The sequence below is a fragment of the Micrococcus sp. HMSC067E09 genome (assembly GCF_001812555.1).
GTDB lineage: Bacteria > Actinomycetota > Actinomycetes > Actinomycetales > Micrococcaceae > Micrococcus > Micrococcus lylae.
Map to the genome: position 1 here is coordinate 100,390 of NZ_KV809417.1, position 13,922 is coordinate 114,311.

General features: G+C 74.7%; 11 protein-coding genes. 5 read left to right on the forward strand and 6 right to left on the reverse strand.

Annotation, left to right across the window (positions count from 1 at the left end):
• Positions 1 to 17: 17 nt before the first annotated feature.
• Positions 18 to 3,782, forward strand: a complete 3,765-nt coding sequence (locus HMPREF2863_RS02220; protein ID WP_070637608.1) for a hypothetical protein — start codon at positions 18 to 20, stop codon at positions 3,780 to 3,782.
• A gap of 454 nt (positions 3,783 to 4,236) precedes the next feature.
• Here the strand turns inward: HMPREF2863_RS02220 and HMPREF2863_RS02230 are convergent, their stop codons facing one another.
• Both HMPREF2863_RS02230 and HMPREF2863_RS02235 read right to left on the reverse strand, forming a co-directional pair.
• Positions 4,237 to 4,566, reverse strand: a complete 330-nt coding sequence (locus HMPREF2863_RS02230; protein ID WP_070637610.1) for an FmdB family zinc ribbon protein — start codon at positions 4,564 to 4,566, stop codon at positions 4,237 to 4,239.
• A 70-nt stretch (positions 4,567 to 4,636) separates the two neighbouring features.
• Complete coding sequence (locus tag HMPREF2863_RS02235; RefSeq protein ID WP_070637613.1) at positions 4,637 to 5,314, reverse strand: 5-formyltetrahydrofolate cyclo-ligase; 678 nt, start codon at positions 5,312 to 5,314, stop codon at positions 4,637 to 4,639.
• Between the two features lie 31 nt (positions 5,315 to 5,345).
• On the opposite strand from HMPREF2863_RS02235, the gene HMPREF2863_RS02240 reads away from it, so the two are divergent.
• Both HMPREF2863_RS02240 and HMPREF2863_RS02245 read left to right on the forward strand, forming a co-directional pair.
• Entirely contained in the window at positions 5,346 to 5,984 is a 639-nt protein-coding gene (locus HMPREF2863_RS02240; protein WP_070637615.1) for a GNAT family N-acetyltransferase, read from the forward strand.
• A 91-nt stretch (positions 5,985 to 6,075) separates the two neighbouring features.
• Positions 6,076 to 7,095 carry a hypothetical protein gene (locus HMPREF2863_RS02245; RefSeq protein ID WP_070637617.1) on the forward strand — a complete coding sequence of 340 codons (1,020 nt, stop codon included), beginning with the start codon at positions 6,076 to 6,078 and terminating at the stop codon, positions 7,093 to 7,095.
• A gap of 116 nt (positions 7,096 to 7,211) precedes the next feature.
• Here the strand turns inward: HMPREF2863_RS02245 and HMPREF2863_RS02250 are convergent, their stop codons facing one another.
• The 4 genes from HMPREF2863_RS02250 to HMPREF2863_RS11725 are packed head-to-tail and all read right to left on the reverse strand — an operon-like array spanning position 7,212 to position 12,003.
• Complete coding sequence (locus HMPREF2863_RS02250; protein ID WP_070637619.1) at positions 7,212 to 7,910, reverse strand: response regulator transcription factor; 699 nt, start codon at positions 7,908 to 7,910, stop codon at positions 7,212 to 7,214.
• Positions 7,907 to 9,391, reverse strand: coding sequence for a sensor histidine kinase (locus tag HMPREF2863_RS02255; RefSeq protein WP_083315164.1), 1,485 nt, complete (start codon positions 9,389 to 9,391; stop codon positions 7,907 to 7,909). Before HMPREF2863_RS02255 ends, HMPREF2863_RS02250 begins: the two co-directional genes overlap by 4 nt.
• Positions 9,366 to 10,025: a hypothetical protein gene (locus HMPREF2863_RS11995; protein WP_070637621.1), complete on the reverse strand. Its 660-nt coding sequence runs from the start codon at positions 10,023 to 10,025 to the stop codon at positions 9,366 to 9,368. The genes HMPREF2863_RS02255 and HMPREF2863_RS11995 overlap by 26 nt, the downstream gene beginning before the upstream one ends.
• A gap of 49 nt (positions 10,026 to 10,074) precedes the next feature.
• Positions 10,075 to 12,003 carry a hypothetical protein gene (locus HMPREF2863_RS11725; protein ID WP_070637623.1) on the reverse strand — a complete coding sequence of 643 codons (1,929 nt, stop codon included), beginning with the start codon at positions 12,001 to 12,003 and terminating at the stop codon, positions 10,075 to 10,077.
• A gap of 176 nt (positions 12,004 to 12,179) precedes the next feature.
• On the opposite strand from HMPREF2863_RS11725, the gene HMPREF2863_RS02270 reads away from it, so the two are divergent.
• Positions 12,180 to 12,662 carry an NUDIX hydrolase gene (locus HMPREF2863_RS02270; RefSeq protein WP_070637625.1) on the forward strand — a complete coding sequence of 161 codons (483 nt, stop codon included), beginning with the start codon at positions 12,180 to 12,182 and terminating at the stop codon, positions 12,660 to 12,662.
• Positions 12,659 to 13,906 (forward strand): type 2 periplasmic-binding domain-containing protein, encoded by a 1,248-nt coding sequence (locus tag HMPREF2863_RS02275; RefSeq protein WP_070637627.1) that lies wholly within the window; start codon positions 12,659 to 12,661, stop codon positions 13,904 to 13,906. Before HMPREF2863_RS02270 ends, HMPREF2863_RS02275 begins: the two co-directional genes overlap by 4 nt.
• The last annotated feature ends 16 nt before the right edge of the window (positions 13,907 to 13,922 follow it).

A 13,922-nucleotide genomic window follows, 5' to 3' on the forward strand; every position in this document is an offset into this window, starting at 1 on the left:
GAAGGACCGCACCGACCGTGACCGAGCACCAGTTCCCGCGCCTGAACCGGGCCCGCGCCGCCGCCTCCGGCGAGACCGCGGGCGACGAGCAGCGCCCGGACCCGGCCACCTGGGTCTCCTCGCTGGGCTCCGGGGCCGAGAATGACACGATGCTGCGGTTCGCCCCGTCGGCGCAGAACAGCATCGACGTCACGCAGGGCAACAGCTCCGGCCTGTCCCAGCTGATGCTCGGCCGCCGCACCCGCCTGTCCACGCTGCTGCGGTCCGAGGAGGAGCGCGAGCAGGCCCGCAGCGTCTCCCTGGCCCTGCGCGCCAAGGTCCGGGAGCTGTCCGAGGAGCGCGGCATCGACGTCGGCGCCCTCGCCGTGGGCCTCGCGTCCTGGACCGCGGTGGAGGACGGTCGCCGGGAGCGACGCTCCGCCCCCGTGCTGCTCGCCCGCGTGGCCACCGCCATGCGCCGTGGTGCCCGTGGCCGGGACGAGATGGAGGTGCAGATCATCGAGCACGCCGAGCTCAACCCGGCGCTCGTGCGCAATCTGCGCCGCCACCACGGCATCGAGCTGGACCCGGAGCAGTTCCGGCACGCCGCCTACGCCATGGCCCGCCTCGAGCCGGCCCCGGCGCTGCACCTGCTGCAGGAGAAGGCCGGCCACCTCACCGACTTCGAGGTCGAGCACCGCCTGCTCATCTCCACGTTCGCGGACCTGGGGGACACGGCCCGTGTGCCCGAGTCCCTGGAGCACCGCCCCGTGGTGCAGGCACTGTACGACGCCGGCACCGGCATGGTCCCGCGCCGCCGGAGCCTCGAGGACACCGGCCTGCTCCCGGTGGCCCAGCGCCGCGCCGCGGACGAGCGCCACGTGCTGGACGCGGACCCGTCCCAGCAGCGCGTGCTGGACCATGCGCTCGCGGGGGAGTCGTTCCTCGTCCAGGCCGCCCCCGGTACCGGCCAGACCCAGACCGCCGCGAACCTGGCCGCCCAGCTGGCGTGGGACGGCAAGCGCGTGCTCGTGGTGGCCGAGCGCTCCGCGGCCCTCGAGGACTTCCAGGACCGCCTGGACTCCGTGGGGCTGCGGGACATCGTGCTGGACGTGCCTGCCCACCCGGAGGCCGAGCCGCTGCGTCGGCAGCTCGTCCAGGCCGTGCTGCGTGCCGAGCGGGCGCCGGACCCGGAGACCGGCCCGCTCCAGCAGGAGCTCGCCGCGCACCATGCCCGCCTGTCCGAGCATGTCTCCTCGCTGCACCACGTGCGTCCGCGGTGGGGCTGCTCGCCGTACCAGGCCATGCAGGCCCTCGCCGCGCTGACCTCCCTGCCGACCTCCCCGTCCACCACTGTGCGCCTGAACCGCTCCGTGCTGGACTCCACCGTGAACCGCCAGGCCGTGGCCGAACAGCTGGTCCGCGCCGGCGAGCTCGGCGCGTTCTCCGCCGCCTCCACGCAGTCCCGCTGGTTCGGTGCGCGCGTGCGCAACGTCCAGGAGACCGAGGCGGCCACCGAGCTGGCGGAGGAGCTGGCCGCGCGCCTGGCGATCGCCCGCCGCGCCGTCGAGTCCGCCGCCGGCGAGGCCGGCCTGCGCCCGGCGGACACCGTGGCCGGCTGGGCCGAGCAGGTCGAGCTCTACCACGCCGTCCGCCGGTCCCTGCAGACCTTCACCCCGGAGGTCTACGCGCAGGATGTGCCCGCCATGGTCGCCGCCACCGCCTCGAGCTCGTGGCGCCGCGGCCACATGGTGGAGATGTCCTCGGTGACCCGCGCCCGCCTGCGCCGCGCCGCCAAGGACGTCGTGCGTCCGGGCGTCCACCCGGAGGACCTGCACGCCGCCCTCGTCCAGGTCGAGGAGCAGCAGGCCGTCTGGGCCCGCTTCGCCGGAGGTCCGTCCACCCCCACCGCTCCGGGCATCACCGACCGCGCCCTGGACGCCGTCGCGGACGTCGTGGACCGTCTCGACCGCCTGCAGGAGGTCCTCGCCGCCGAGCAGACCGAGGACGTGCAGCTCGTGGACCGGGACGTGGACGAGCTCGCCGCGCTGGTGGACGGCCTCGTCGCAGACCGCGACACCCTCGCCTCCCTGCCGGAGCGCACCCTCGTGCTGGACCAGCTCCGGGACCACGGCCTGGACGAGCTGCTCCAGGACCTGCACCGTCGCGAGGTGCCGACGGCCGGCCTCACCAGCGAGCTCGAGCTCGCCTGGTGGCAGTCCGCCCTCGAGGCGATGATCTCCGGCGACGACTTCCTGGCCATGATGGACGGCCCGGCCCTCACCGGCGTCGAGCGCCGTTACCGCGAGCTGGACCGGGCCCACCTGGACTCCGGCGCCGCCCGCCTGCGCCATCACCTCGGCACGCAGTGGAAGGAGGTCCTCGGCCGCTACCGCGCCGACGCCTCCGTGCTGCGCACTATGCTCAAGCAGGGCAGCGTCACCGTCTCCGGGCTGACCACCCTCGCCCCCGAGCTGCTTCAGCCGCTGGTGCCGGTGGTCACCACCTCGCCGATGGCCCTCACGGAGTTCGGCGACGAGTGGGAGGCGGACGCGGTGATCCTGCTCGAGTCCGCGTCGACCTCGCTGGCCTCCGCCATGGGCGCCCTGACCCGTGCGAAGCAGGTCATCGCCTTCGGAGACCCGGTGCTCGGCCGCCCGCAGCCGTTCCAGGTCTCCGTGGACCCCACGGCCACCGCCGGCCCGCTGCGTCCGCTCACCTCCGCGCACAGCGCCCTCGAACAGGTCCTGCCGAGCGTGCCGCTGCGCACCATGCACCGCGGCCTCGAGCGCACTCTCGTTCGCATCCTGTCCGCCGCGGACTATGAGGGCGCCCTGGACGCCGTCCCGCACGCCGGCGAGCTCACCGGCCGCGACCGCCCCGTGGTGGCCCACTACCTCGAGGACGGCACCGGCATCCCGCTGACCGGCGGCGACGCCGTCGTGTCCACCGTCGCGGACGTGACTCGCACGGTCGAGCTGGTGTTCGAGCACATCCGCACCCGCCCGGAGAAGTCCCTGGCCGTCATCACGGTCTCCGAGCAGCACGCCCGGAAGGTCGCCGCCGCGGTGCGCGCCACCGCCGCGAAGAACCAGTGGGCCCTGGACTTCCTGTCCCGCGGCCGCGGAGACGACGACGCCCGCGAGCCGTTCGTGATCGCCCCGGTCGTGCGCGCCGCAGGCATCGTCCGCGACGAGGTCGTGTTCTCCCACGGCTACGGCCGCACCCCGCACGGCCGCGTGGTCCACCACTTCGGCGCCTTCTCCGACCCGGACGGCGCCCGCATGGTGGCCCTCGCCTTCACCCGCGCCCGGGAGCGCATGCACCTGGTCTCCGCCCTGCGCGCCGAGGACCTCGAGGAGGACCGCCTCTCCGGTGGCGCCCTGGACTTCTACCGGATCCTCCAGGCCTACTTCGGCCAGGAGCAGCAGGCGCCGGGGGCCGGCGTGCCGAATCCGCTCAACCAGGACCTCATCCGCCGCCTCGGCGAGCACGGGGCGAAGGTGTGGCCGCTGTTCGGGTCTGTCATGGACATGGCCGTGTGGGACCCGCAGGGCGAGTCCGCGCCGCTGGCACTCGCCTCGGACGGCGCGGACACCTACACGGCGCTGACCGTGCGCGAGCGGTCCCGCCTGCTGCCGGAGGCCCTCGAGGCCCGCGGCTGGGACCCGGTCACCCAGTGGACCATCGACGTGTTCGCGGACCCGGAGGCGCTGGCGGACCGCTATGCCGACCGTCTCGGCGTGGACGCCGAGGCCGCGCACCTGGGCTGGACCGGTGAGGACGGGGACGCACAGCAGTGAGCGGGGACCCGGCGCCGGAGGGGCCGGAGCGGTCGGGGTCGGTCGGCGCTGAGAGGGACAGCGCGAAGACCGGCGCGGACCGGCGGCCTGCGGCGGTGCAGCCGGCCGTGCCTCGTCGTCGCCGTGGCCCGCGCCGCGCCTCGGTGCCCGGCACGGGACCGGCGGGAGCGGACGGTGCCGAGCCGCGCATCGTGGGGCTCAACGCGGAGCCGAGCGACGCCGTCGTCCCGGAGACGGGCAGGCCTGCCGCGACCGATGCGCGCGGACGGTGGATCCTCGACCAGCGCCCGCCCCACTGGGGCTGAACGGGGCGACGCTGGGGCTGAACGGGGCACCGCTGGGGCTGAACGGGGCGCCGGACCGGGCGTCGGCACCCGACGACGAAGCCCTCGTTCCGATCCGGAGCATGAGAGGCATGCTCTAGATCGGAACGAGGGCTTCCGGATGCCTCGGCTCAGCCCGACGACGACGAGCCCGAGGACGAGGACGACGACGAGGAGCGCGGACCCGCGCCCGAGCCCGAGCCCGAGTGCGAGGAAGAAGACGACGACGAGGAGCCCGAACCCGAGCCCGAGCGCGAGGGCTCCGAGGAGGAGGACCCGCCCGAGTTCCGCGAGTCGGTCCGGTAGAACCCGCCGCCCTTGAACGTCACACCCACGGAGCCGTACTGCTTGCGCAGCGTGCCGCCGCACTCGGGGCACTCGGTGAGGGAGTCGTCGGTGAAGGACTGGACGATGTCGAAGGCGTGGTCGCAGTCCTTGCAGCGGTAGGCATAGGTGGGCATGGGTTCCTCCGTGGGGGAGCGGTGCGTCGGTGCCGGTCGCGCCCGTGCGGGCCCGGCTCGATGCAGAATCCTAGTCCCGCTGCCCGGCACGGCCTGCGCCGGTGGGGTCCGCGTCGGCGAAAGGCGGGCCGAACCACACGAGCCCGTCCGCGGTGGCGACGCCGTGCACGGGCCGGTCCGTCGCCTCGGCCGGCACCTGACCGGCCGGCAGCACCTCGTCCGGGAACAGGAGCGCGACCCGGGGCAGCCGGTCCGGCAGCGCGGCGAGGGCACGGTCGTAGTAGCCGCCGCCCTGGCCCAGCCGCATGCCCGCCGAGTCCACCGCGAGACCGGGCATGATCAGCGCGGCGGCCGTGTGCAACGCCGACGTCGGCAGGCGCTCGCCGACCGGCTCCTCCACCGGGGCGTGGGCGGACCGGGCTGTGGCCACGCCGGGTGTCCACACCGTCCAGTCCATCCGCCTCCCCTCGGCCGTGACGGGGACGAGGACCCGGGCGTCGGCGGCGTGGAGGCGGGTGCGCAGGGACGCGGTGTCCGGCTCCGTGGGCATCGGCAGGACGGTCGCGACCGTGGTGTCCGCGCCGGCCGCGGCACGCTCGGCGATCCGCGGGCCGAGCCAGGACCACAGGTGTCCCACCGCCGCCTCGGACAGTCGGGCGCGCTCGGCGTCGTCCCGTTCCCGACGACGGCTGCGCACCTGAGTGCGCAGCCGCGCCTTGGCCTCGGCGCAGGTCTCAGGGGTGTCCATGTCCCTCATTGTGCCGCCTAGGATCGGGGGCATGTCCTGGCTGACCGACCCCTGGCCCGCCGTGCTGCGGCACGACACCCTGACCGTGCGCCCCCTGGTGCGCGGCGACCGGCGGGACTGGGAGGAGCAGCGCTGTGCCAACGCGGAGTGGCTGACCCCCTGGGACGCCACCAGCCCGGAGCCGGGGAGCGGTCCGACGACCTTCGCGCAGATGGTGCGGTGGTACCGCCGCTCGGCGCGGCAGGGGCTGTCCTACACCTGGGCGATGGCCCTGGACGAGGACGCTCCGGGCCGGGACCGCCTGGTGGGGCTGATCAGCCTCGGAGGCATCCAGGGCGGTTCGGTGCGCTCCGGTGCGGTCGGCTACTGGATCGACCGCCGCCAGGCCGGCCGCGGGCTGACTCCCACCGCCGTGGCCATGGTGACGGACTGGGCCTTCCACGGGCTCGGCCTACACCGGGTGGAGATCAACGTCCGCCCGGAGAACGCCCGCAGCCTGCGCGTGCCGGAGAAGCTCGGCTTCCGTCGGGAGGGGCTGCGTGAGCGCTACCTGCACGTGGCGGGCCGGTGGTGCGACCACATCAGCTACGCACTCACCGTCGAAGAGGTCCCGGACGGGGTGCTCGCGGGGTGGCTGGAGAGCCGCCGGAGAGGACCCGCCGGGGGCTGACCGCGGCCTGAATCCGGCGACTGCCGGTGTGTTCGAGACGACACGCCGCGGTGAATGACAACCGTGTGATTCCAGCCGCTACGCTGGAGGCATGGATGAGATCAACACCCTTGCGGCGGAGCTCAACGCCGTCCTCGGCGTGTTCTCCGACCTGCGCGTCAGCGCGTCGCTGGTGATCCTCGCCCTCATCCTCTGGCTCGGATGGAATGTGGTCACGGCCGAGCGCAGACGCGCCGACGCCCGTGAGGCACACGCCGCCGAGGCCGCTGCTTCCCCTGCCGCTGACGCGGCCGTAGACTCCGCTTCGACGACCTCGCCTCAGGAGGGGACACCCATGACCAGCGCGTCCGCGCCGGCGCCCAAGCGCCGCACCTTCCGCCTTCCCGCCGTCCGCCGCCCCTCCTTCGCCACCCGCCGCGCCGCTCCGGCCGGCGGCTTCCGTGTGCGCTGGGGCCGCACGGCCCTGTTCCTGGCCGCGGTCGCGCTGGCCGTGACCTTCCTCGTGACCGGTGTCGCCGCCGCCTTCGGCGCGGAGACCGTGACCGTCGCGGGATGGTCCCTGCTCGGAGCCCTTGCCGCGGTCGCCACCCTGCGCGTCCTGGCCGTCCGTGAGCGGAAGGCCCGTCGTGCCGCCCGCGCGGCCCGGGCCGAGGCCGAGGCCCACCGGGCGCCGGCCCACATCGCCCGCGGCGTGCACGTCGCCCGGTCCGCCGCCCGCACCGCCGAGCCGGCGGTGGAGAGGACCGAGACCGCCGCCCCGGTCGCTGCGGCGCCGGCGGAGAAGGCCGCCCCGTCCGTGGACGTCCGTCCTGCCGCCGCGCAGGCGGCACAGACCGAGGCCTCGGCCGCGGAGCAGGCGCTGCCGGTCCGGGTGGAGGAAGCACAGAAGCCCCGCACCGTGGTGCTGCCGACCGTGCCCCGCCCGACCTACCTCGACGCTCCGGAGATGCAGCGCTCAGCCCCTGCTCGCATCGAGACCGCCGAGAAGGTGCCCTCCGGCGACGTGCGCCTGGCCGACGGCGTCTCCGAGCTGCAGCGTCGTCGCCTGCGGGACCAGGCCACCCCGGCGCTCGACCTCGACTCGGTGCTGGCCCGCCGCCGCGCCTCCTGATCGTCCGCAGGCCGCTCACGGCCTCCGGCACCCGTCACCGCACCTGACGCAGAACGGCCCGCCTCCTCATCGCCGAGGAAGCGGGCCGTTCCGCGTCTGTGCCCGGGCCCTGTCCGTCAGGAGGCCGGCGGGTAGTCGTCCTCATGGGCGAGGCGATAACCGACGCCGCGGACGGTGACGATGCGGTCGGCGCCGATCTTGCCGCGCAGGTAGCGCACGTACACGTCCACCACGTTGGAGCCCGGGTCGAAGTCGTAGCCCCAGACGCTGTCCAGCAGCTGCTCGCGGCTGAGGGCCTGGCCCGGATGGCGCAGGAACTCCTCCGCCAGGGCGAACTCGCGGGCGGACAGGTCCACGCTCCTGCCGCCGATACGCACGTCGTGGGCCACCGGGTCGAGCTCGAGGTCAGCGTGGCGCAGGACCGGGTCCTCCGGTGCCGCCGGAGCACCGCCGCCGGTGCCGCGCAGGCGCAGCCGGACACGGGCGACCAGCTCGGCGAAGCGGAAGGGCTTCGGCATGTAGTCGTCTGCGCCGCCGGTGAGTCCGGAGACCGTGTCCTGGGCGGAGGAACGGGCGGTCAGTATGATCACGGGGACGTGTTCGTCATGCACCCGCAGCCGCCGCAGGACGTCGAAGCCGTCGATGTCCGGCAGCCCCAGGTCGAGGATGATGAGATCGAACGAGCCCGTCAGGGCGAGCCCGAGCCCCTCCTGACCGGTGTCCGCGACGGTGACGGAGAAGCCCTCCGCCTTCAGGCCCTTGGTGACGAAGCGGGCGATGCGCTCCTCGTCTTCGATGAGCAGGATCGGCGTCATGGTGTCGGTGCCTCCGGGGCTCGGTCCTTCGGTGGAGTGCGCAGGGGGATCTCCATGGTGAACACCGACCCGGTGCCCTCCACGGACTCGAGGCTCACGTGACCGCCGTGCGCGGCGGCGATCGCGGAGACGATGGTCAGGCCCAGGCCGGAGCCCTCCTGCCGGGTGCTGGCGCCGCGTCCGAAGCGCTCGAAGATGCGCTCACGGTCCTCCTGCGCCACGCCGATGCCCTGGTCACGGACCCACAGACGCAGGGTGTCCCCGGCGACGGCCGTGCCGAGCTGCACGCGGGTCCCGTCCTCCGAGTAGCGGACGGCGTTGGAGGCGAGCTGGAGCCACGCCTGGGTGATGCGCTGCACGTCCAGCATCGCGGTGGTCTCGGCAGCCGACTCGAGGAGCCACTCCCGCTCGCCCAGCTGCGCGGCCTTCTCCAGCACGGCGGAGGTCAGGGCGGCCACGTCCACGGCCTCGGGGGCCACGAAGTCCGGGCGTGCGGTCTTGGCGAGCAGGACCAGGTCGTCGACGAGCCGGCGCATGCGCTGCAGCTCGTCCAGGGAGATGTCCATGGACTCGCGGACGTCCTCCGAGTCCTCGGGGTCCATCACCTCGAGGTTGCCCTGCACGATGGTGATGGGGGTGCGCAGTTCGTGGCCCACGTCGTCCAAGAGCTGGCGCTGCGAGGAGAACGCCGCCTCGAGTCGCTCCAGCATCTCGTTGAAGCCCGTGCTGAGCTTGGCGACGTCGTCGTGTCCGGTCACCGGCACACGGCGGGAGAGGTCGCGCTCGGTGATCGTGCGGACCGTGGCGCTGAGCTGGTCCAGGGGGGTGAAGACCCGGCGCAGGAGGATCCAGGCCAGCAGGACGACCACCAGGGTGGACAGCAGGGCGGCCAGCGCATAGCCGGAGTACGTCTCCTGCAGTTCGTCGATCTCGGCCTCCACGTCGAAGGCCACCAGCAGTGCACCGCGGTCCTCGGCGGCGGTGCCGCCCACCGGGACGACGGCGGCCCGGTAGGTGGTCTGACGGGTGGTCAGTGTGGAGATGCGCACGACGTCCGAGTCCTCGCGCTCCAGGGCCCAGGCGACGAGCTCGGGGTCGTCCTCGAGACGCAGCTCGACCGCGTCCGCGGCGCCGAGGGTGGCCCGGCCGTTCTCCAGGCCGAGCAGGCCCTCGTTGCGGACGGGGAGGGTGCGGACCATGGCGACCTCGATGAGCTCGGACGCCGAGGAGATCGGCTTGCCGGTGTCCGGGACGACGCCGTTCTGGGACAGCAGGTTCAGCTCCGTGACCGTGCGGCCCAGGGCGTTCTCGATGCGCTCGTGCACCGAGGCCCGCTGCAGCAGGTAGGCGGTGACGCCGGAGAGGATGAGCGCCGCGATCGTCATCAGGACGAACAGGACGGTCAGGCGGACGCGGACGGGCGCGCCGGACCACCAGTGGCGGCGGGGCGACCGGTCAGTCGTCGTCCCAGTCGTCGTCATCGTCGTCGTCCTCGTCGTCTTCGTCGTCGTCATCATCGTCGTCGAGGACGGTCGGCGGAGCAGCCGGAACGCGGGAGAAGGTGGGAGAAGGTGCCGAAGGCGTGGCCGGCTCCGGTCTCGGGGCCGGCGGTGTGACCGGCTTCGGGCTCGGGGCCGGCGCCGAGGCGGAGGCCGACTCCTGGCCTGGCGCGGACGAGGTCGTCGCAGAGGCGGCCGGGGCGTCGGGACGCCCGGCTGCCCGTGAGCTCGAGGCGGCCGACGACGCGGTCGCCGAGGCGGGCGGCGTGGGCGCGGCCGACGAGGAGGCGGCCGAGCCGGAGGCCGATGCTTCGGACGAGGCAGAGGCCTGGGCCGATGCCGAGGCGGTGGCACGCTGCGACTCCTCCTCGGCGAAGGAGGCGACGGCGGCCGATCGGGAGGCGTCGGCTGCCGACGGGGCATCGTCGTCGCCGTCGCGCCCGCGCTCGGACGGGGCGTGCGAGGCGTCCTGGCTCGGCGTGCCGAGGTGGATCTGAGGGCCCAGCTCCGTCTCCGACGGACGCAGGGACGGCACCGCGATGGCGACGGCGGCGACGACAGTGATCAGGGCGATGAGCACGGCCAGCCCGACGCCGATGGCTCTCTTCGTGAACATGGCTCCATGCTTCGGGTCCGGGATGAGGCCATGATGAGAGGCCTCACCTTCAGGGGACGTCGTCCTCCGCCGCCCGGTTCCCGGCAGCCCGGTGCCCGGCCGGGGCGTCCGCCTCCTGCTGCAGCTGAAGCAGCCGCGCGTGGACGCGGGCGGCCGAGGTCTCGTCCCCGAGCCGCACGTGGCACTGCTCGAGGCCGGTCAGGGCGGCCAGGCGCACCAGGTGCGGGGCCTGTGCGTCGTCGGCCAGCAGGGAGAACAGCGTGACACCGGTGTCCGGGGCACCGTCCTCGGCGGCCACGAAGGCGGCGAACAGCTCCGCCTGCCGCGCTCCGCCGGGGTCGTCGGCGTCCACGAACAGGTCGGCGGCCTGCAGGGCGGTGGAGACGGCCTCGTCGCCGCGGCGCAGGGCCCAGAGAGAGCGGGCACGGGTGTCCAGGTAGTCGGCCTCCTGCCAACGGGCGGCCGACTCGCGGACCAGGGCGAGGGCCTCGTCCAGCATCGTCAGGCCGGAGGGGTCTCCGAGCTCGCAGGTGACGTAGCCCAGCGAGTGCAGGGCGATCGGCAGGACCGTGGGGTCCTCCTCCCGGACCTGCCGGGCCAGCTGCACGGCGCGCTCGAACAGGGCCTGTGCTCGGGGCCGCTGCGCCTCGTCCTGGCGGTTGAGCAGGGCGCCGGCGGCGAGCAGGGTGCGGGCGGCGTCGTCGGCGCGGCCGCAGTCCTCGAACAGGTCTGCGGCGCGTCCCCAGGCCTCGAGGGCGGAGTCGGTGCGGTCCAGCTCATGGTGGGCGTGGCCGAGGTCCACGAGGGCGCGCGCCTCGTCTGCCGCAGATCCGGTGGTCCGGGCCCGGCGGACCACGGGGTCCAGCACGTCCACGGCCTCCTCGGCACGGCCGTGCATGATCAGCTGGTGGCCCCACCAGTAGGTCAGCGTCGCGGCGTCGGGGGACTCGGCGCGCTCGGCGTTCACTGCGGCGATCTCCCATGCCAGCAGCGCCGCGCGGCTCGGGGCGGCGGAGGCCCCCAGCGCCCGGGCCACCAGGGCCGCGGCGGAGGCGGCGCCGCGGCGCAGTCCGGCCCGCTGCATCAGCTCCAGGGCCGCGATGCCCCAGTCCGCGGCATCGTCCAGTCTCTGCAGGGCGTGGCAGGCCAGGGCCCGGACCAGCAGCGCGGAGGCCCGCACAGCACGGCCGCAGGGGCGGGCCAGCACATCGCAGGCGGCGTCCTGTGCCCCGTCCGGGTCCGAGGTCCAGAGGCAGAGGCGGCCGCGCAGCAGCTGGGCGGAGGCCAGCGAGCCCCAGGGCAGCACGTCGCCGGCCACCTTGATGCGGCGCATGTGAGCGATGGCCTCGTCCACAAGCTGCAGGGCGCCGGCGTGGTCGCCGTCCTGGGTGCGCGCCACGGCCAGGGCCGTGAGGGCCTCGGGGAGCACCGTGTCGGCGGTGGCCCCGGCACCGCGGAGGCGGGCACGCTCGTCCTCCACCACGCCGGCAAGCACCGTCGCCTCGAAGGAATCCGGCTCGTGCAGCAGGGCGGCGCCGAGCTGCAGCTCCACCCGGGCCTGCACGGGGCGGCCGAGCCGGCGCAGCAGCGCGGAGCGGGCCTCGAGCGCCGTGGAGAGCGCGTCCGCGTCCTGCGCGATGTCCGCGGCCACAGCGGCGGCACGCCACAGGGCCAGCGCACAGTCCGGTGCATCGCTGCCCGGGGCATCGAGGCCGGCGTGCGCTGCGGCGGCGGCGCGGGCGCCGTCGTCGCCGAGGGCGGCCTCCACGGCCACATCCAGCCAGCCCAGGGCGTCGTCCGCGCGGTCCGGGGCCGGCAGCTGTGCCGAGCGCGCCGTCTTCAGCGCACCGACGAGCCGCAGCTCGTTCCGGCCGGCGGCCGGCACCTCGGGGGCCGCGGCGGCCTCGGCCGCGGGGGAGGCCGCGTCCGAGGCGAGGTCGTCGGACCCGGATGCGGGGCCGTCGTCGTGGTGGTGCACGGGGACACTCCTTTCCAACCGGACGAGGCGAGGCGGCGGCTGCCGCCGGGTCCGACCAGTATCCCAGGGCCGGAGTCCGCTGCGGGGGCGCGGTGCGCAGGCCACCGCCACGGCCACCGGGTGCGCCCGTAGACTGGGGGACCGTCCGACCCCGTGCCCCTCACAGGAGAGCCGACGTGTCCCAGCCCACCGGCACCGTGCCCGCCGCGGCCGTCCCGTTCCAGACGCGCGCCGGCGCCTATGCGCTGATCGTGCAGGATGACTCGGTCCTGCTCTCGGCGTGGCGCAGCCCGTCCGACGACGTCTACTGGACGCTGCCCGGCGGCGGCATCGAGCCGGGGGAGAGCCCGGAGCAGGCGTGTGTGCGCGAGGTCTGGGAGGAGACCGGGCACGACTGCCGTCTGGTCGGCCTGCTCGGCGTGACCACGGGCCACATCCCCGCCGCGAAGCGCCTGCGCGGAGAGCCGGTGGACCTGCTGACCGTCCAGGTGCTGTACCGCGGAGAGATCACCGGCGGGACCCTGCGTCCGGAGGTCGGCGGCTCGTCCCACGATGCCCGGTGGTTCGGCCTGGACGAACTGGACTCTGTCCTCACCTCCTCCTGGCTGACCAGTGCCCTGCGGCTCGGCGGCCACCTGCCGGCGGAGGAGGTCGCATGAGCCGCCGCCTGCGCGCCTTGGCCGGCGCCTGCGTGCTGGCCCTCGGCCTGACCGCCTGCACCGGGGACGACGAGCCGACGGGGCCGCCCGCGCCGCAGGGTCCGATCTCGGTGGCCCACACGGATGCCGTGGTGTCCGAGGCCGTGGCCGCCGTGGTCGAACGCCATCTGCGCAACCGCGGCCACGAGGTCGCGGAGTCCGAGCCTGTGCCGCAGCCGTGGGCGCGGACGGACCAGACGACCGTCGCCGTGGTGGACACCCTGGCCTATGCCCTGCAGGTGGCGCCGGAGCAGGTCATGCCGGAGCCTCCTGAGCCCACACCCGGCGCCTCCGGGTCCGCAGCGGCGCAGAGCACGACGACGGACCCGTCGCCCTCCGGCACCGGCTCGCCGTCGTCGTCCCCGTCCGCGGACGGGGACGCAGAGTCCGCCGCGGCGTCGAGCACCGAGAGCCCGACGCCCACCCCCACCCCGCTGCCGAACGGCGAGTCCGCCATGGGCGCGGACAAGGTGGACCGGCTGATCGAGGAGCACCTGGCGGCGGAGGCCGAGCGGCGCCGCGCCGCCGCGGGCTCTGCCACGCCGTCCGAGGACGCCGGCTCCGCAGGTGCCGTGGCCGGCGGCACGCCCTCGGCCTCCGCCGAGCCCTCGGATGAGGTGACCGTGTTCGCGCCCTCGGCAGGCACCCTGCGCCTGACCGCGCTGGTCACGGCGTCCACGGCGTCCCGCCTGGAGCTGGAGACCATCGACGACCTCAACGTGCGGTGCGAGCCGCTCGTCGCCGCCGCCCGCGTGGACGTCAACAGCGAGGCCCGCCCGGAGGCCACGCGCCTGCTGCGCGAGCGCCTGGACCGCCTCTCCGGCTGCCGGCCGGATCAATGGCGTCCGGCGTACTCCGCGGTGACCGGTGACCTCGTCTTCGACCGCGCCCAGCTGGGCTTCGCCTACGGGATCGACCCGGCCGTGGAGGACGACGCCCTCGTGGCCCTGGAGGACTCCGGCCGCGTCCTTCCGGAGGGCCGCATCTCCGTGCTGGGTCAGGCCGAGCACATCCCGAAGGCCACCCGCGAGGCGATCCGCGAGGTGATGGGCCGGATGGACGCCGAGGGGCTCACCGACCTGCAGGAGCTGGTCTCCGGCCCGGACGCGCTCAGCCCCGAGGACGCCGCCCAGTACTGGCTCGTGGACCGCGGCCTCGAGGACGCCCCGGAGGACTGGGTCGTGCCGCAGCCGGGATGGTTCTGACCCCGGAACCATGGCC

What these genes read in the sequence shown, in the direction of transcription:
- HMPREF2863_RS02230 (WP_070637610.1), bottom strand. Translation starts at nt 4,566, where the DNA reads ATGCCCACCTATGCCTACCGCTGCAAGGACTGCGACCACGCCTTCGAC.
- HMPREF2863_RS02235 (WP_070637613.1), bottom strand. Translation starts at nt 5,314, where the DNA reads ATGGACACCCCTGAGACCTGCGCCGAGGCCAAGGCGCGGCTGCGCACT.
- HMPREF2863_RS02240 (WP_070637615.1), top strand. Translation starts at nt 5,346, where the DNA reads ATGTCCTGGCTGACCGACCCCTGGCCCGCCGTGCTGCGGCACGACACC.
- HMPREF2863_RS02245 (WP_070637617.1), top strand. Translation starts at nt 6,076, where the DNA reads ATGGATGAGATCAACACCCTTGCGGCGGAGCTCAACGCCGTCCTCGGC.
- HMPREF2863_RS02250 (WP_070637619.1), bottom strand. Translation starts at nt 7,910, where the DNA reads ATGACGCCGATCCTGCTCATCGAAGACGAGGAGCGCATCGCCCGCTTC.
- HMPREF2863_RS02255 (WP_083315164.1), bottom strand. Translation starts at nt 9,391, where the DNA reads ATGACGACGACTGGGACGACGACTGACCGGTCGCCCCGCCGCCACTGG.
- HMPREF2863_RS11995 (WP_070637621.1), bottom strand. Translation starts at nt 10,025, where the DNA reads ATGTTCACGAAGAGAGCCATCGGCGTCGGGCTGGCCGTGCTCATCGCC.
- HMPREF2863_RS02275 (WP_070637627.1), top strand. Translation starts at nt 12,659, where the DNA reads ATGAGCCGCCGCCTGCGCGCCTTGGCCGGCGCCTGCGTGCTGGCCCTC.